The organism is Pseudomonas sp. R62 (assembly GCF_000257605.1).
Classification (GTDB): domain Bacteria; phylum Pseudomonadota; class Gammaproteobacteria; order Pseudomonadales; family Pseudomonadaceae; genus Aquipseudomonas; species Aquipseudomonas atacamensis.
Genome location: NZ_JH635999.1, coordinates 1,619,948 through 1,621,716, shown reverse-complemented (window position 1 = coordinate 1,621,716; position 1,769 = coordinate 1,619,948). Strand labels below are relative to the sequence as shown.

Annotated in this window: 1 pseudogene; it reads right to left on the bottom strand. The window is 51.2% G+C overall.

Annotation, left to right across the window (positions count from 1 at the left end):
* Positions 1 to 1,734 (bottom strand): annotated as a pseudogene (locus OQK_RS29565) (LysM peptidoglycan-binding domain-containing protein); the annotation flags it as partial.
* Between the last annotated feature and the right edge of the window lie 35 nt (positions 1,735 to 1,769).

Below are 1,769 nucleotides of genomic sequence, written 5' to 3'. Positions count from 1 at the left end.
GTTGCCGAAGATAGGGCTCAGCTCGACGCTGCCAGCTAACAATAACGACGCTCCAGCGTAACCCCAGGCCTTTACACCAAAGTGAAAGGAGAAGCGGCCGAAACTCATTTGTCTTGGGCTGCCGTCCAAGAGATAGTCAAGCATGATTTCTTGAGCGTTGGCTTTGGCAGGCATGTCCACTTTCATTAACTGAACTTCGCCCCGTGCTAAGTCCAGGCTCAATCCCATCTCCCCAGATATCTGGAAGCCTTCCGCGGCGGACATCTTCGGGCCTTCTAGCTTCAGTTCACCGTGAATGCTCGGCTGTGGAGGAGTCAGGCAGCGGACGAATTGAGCCTGAGGACTTGCATCAAACAGCCTTACTTCGCCGCGCACACTTTTCTGGAACACTAGTTGCTGAAGGTGCTTGCCCCAGTTAGTTAGGGCCGCGTCGTCTTCTAGTTCAGTAACCTCATAACCTTGCTTTTTCAAGTACGCGTAAAAGTCTTTAGCTTTGAACCAGCCTTTTTCGTCGAAACAGTCGCCAGCCTGATCACTGATTTTTATTGCGCCCTGATCCAAGAGCCATTGGCGGAACGAACTGATTTCACTGTTTTTATCGGAGCCTTCGGTAGCATCGGTTGGTAGACTTTCTTTTACCTTCTTTATCGAGCCAGCTGCCTTTTTCAAGTCTTCTTCGATTATTTTTTTTGCGTCTTTCAGGTTCGCCATGCTGAACCATCCAAGGGGCGTGCCCTTGGCGTCAGAAAGGCTGACTTCACGCAGTGGAAAGCCTGGCTTTACCATACGGTCGATTGGTTTCGGTTGGAACTCTTCTGGTTCCCAAATTAAATAGCGCCTAGGTTTACTGGTGCTGACATTTTGTTGGGCTGTGGCCTGGAGGTCGTCCTTGATTTTTTGTAGTTGATCCCACTTGGCACGTTCTGCATCAACGAGGCCGGCTGGCGCCTGTGCATTTTGGCCAGTTGCCTCGATCCAGCGTTTGTATTTCTCCTGAAGCTGCGCTGTAACTTCTACCTGCTTTTTCTCTGTGTCCAGATATAGTTTGAACTGCTCGATACCGGAAGGGAGTCCGTCACTGATCAAGGCGAATTCCGGAAGAGCAAGACCATACTCGGACGCTTTGATGATGGATTCAGTGTAAGCGTGGTAATCAAGCGCTTCGGCATTTTTGTGTAGTGTGTAGACATAACCGACCAGATCGGCGGTGCAGTCAGTCATGCCACTGCAGATATTGTCGTAACTTTTTTTCTTTTCCGCCAAGGCTTTGGCAACGTCTTCCAGCGATACCTGCTTGAAGTCTTTGTTGCCGAGGAATTTCTTGCGAGCCTCCAGATAAGCTTGCACGCGTGCCCGCGCTTCAATCGCCTCCTTGGAGTACAGCGAGCCGCTTTCGTAGGTGTAGCCTTCTAACTTAGCGGCCGCTACCGCTTCTTTTTTTAACGCGACCCACTCAGCCCGCCGCTTGTAAAAATCGGCATATGCTTTGTGAACGTGCTGGTCAGTAGCTATGTCTGCCGCTAGACGGTCGAGGCGAGATACCGGCGTGTCCTCATCCGTGGACTGAGCAGGAGCGACTGCCGGTTTGTTTCCGTTAGCGTCGTTCTGCCTTTTTTTAGCGGTGGCGGGATCGATTTCGATCTCATCGCCCATCGCTTCAAACTCTTCCATACGTGCACGCTGTGCGCCCGTGAGGAAATTACTCAACTTAGGCTCAAGGAAGTATTCCAGCAAACCAGATTCCTGCAACCCGTTCAGGCGTGCATCAC